At 75.8% G+C, this 644-nt stretch carries 1 protein-coding gene; it reads left to right on the top strand.

The window, feature by feature from the left end; all coding sequences use genetic code 11:
- Positions 1 to 101: 101 nt before the first annotated feature.
- The coding region (locus AC2W7G_RS17965) for a 3-hydroxyisobutyryl-CoA hydrolase (RefSeq protein ID WP_485869630.1) at positions 102 to 644 on the top strand (543 nt) is incomplete at its 3' end.

Below are 644 nucleotides of genomic sequence, written 5' to 3'. Positions count from 1 at the left end.
GTGACCGGCGACGTCCACGGCGCCGCGGTCGAGGTCGCGCTCGCCGCCCTGCTGCTGACCGTGTCCTGAGCGTCCGTGGGGCGCGTGAGAGGCTGCCGGACGTGACCGACGACACCCCCGTCCTGACCCAACGACGCGGCCGGCTCGCGGTCGCGGAGCTGAACCGGCCCCGCGCCCTCAACGCCCTGACCCACGAGATGGTCGGCCTGCTCCAGCGGGCGCTCGACGCCTGGGCCGACGACGAGACGGTCGAGGTCGTCGCGCTCGTCGGTGCCGGCGACCGGGGACTGTGCGCCGGCGGCGACCTCGTCGCGATGCACCGCGACGCGCGCGACGGGACCCGCGGGTCGGTCGACTTCTGGCGCGACGAGTACGTCCTCGACCACACGATCGCCACGTTCCCCAAGCCGGTCGTCGCGGTGATGGACGGCGTCGTCATGGGCGGCGGCGTGGGACTGTCGGCGCACGCCCGGCACCGCGTCGTCACCGACCGCACCCGGTTCGCGATGCCCGAGACGCGCATCGGCTTCGTCCCGGACGTCGGCGGCCCGTGGCTGCTGTCGCACGCGCCCGGCGAGCTCGGCACGCACGTGGCGCTCACCGCCGCGACGCTCGACGGGGCGGACACCCTCGCGCTCGGCGCG

The sequence above is a fragment of the Aeromicrobium sp. PFPM2_SD2 genome (assembly GCF_057364525.1).
The sequence above is the reverse complement of the archived record's forward strand: the minus strand, read 5'-3'. Positions and strand labels throughout refer to the sequence as shown.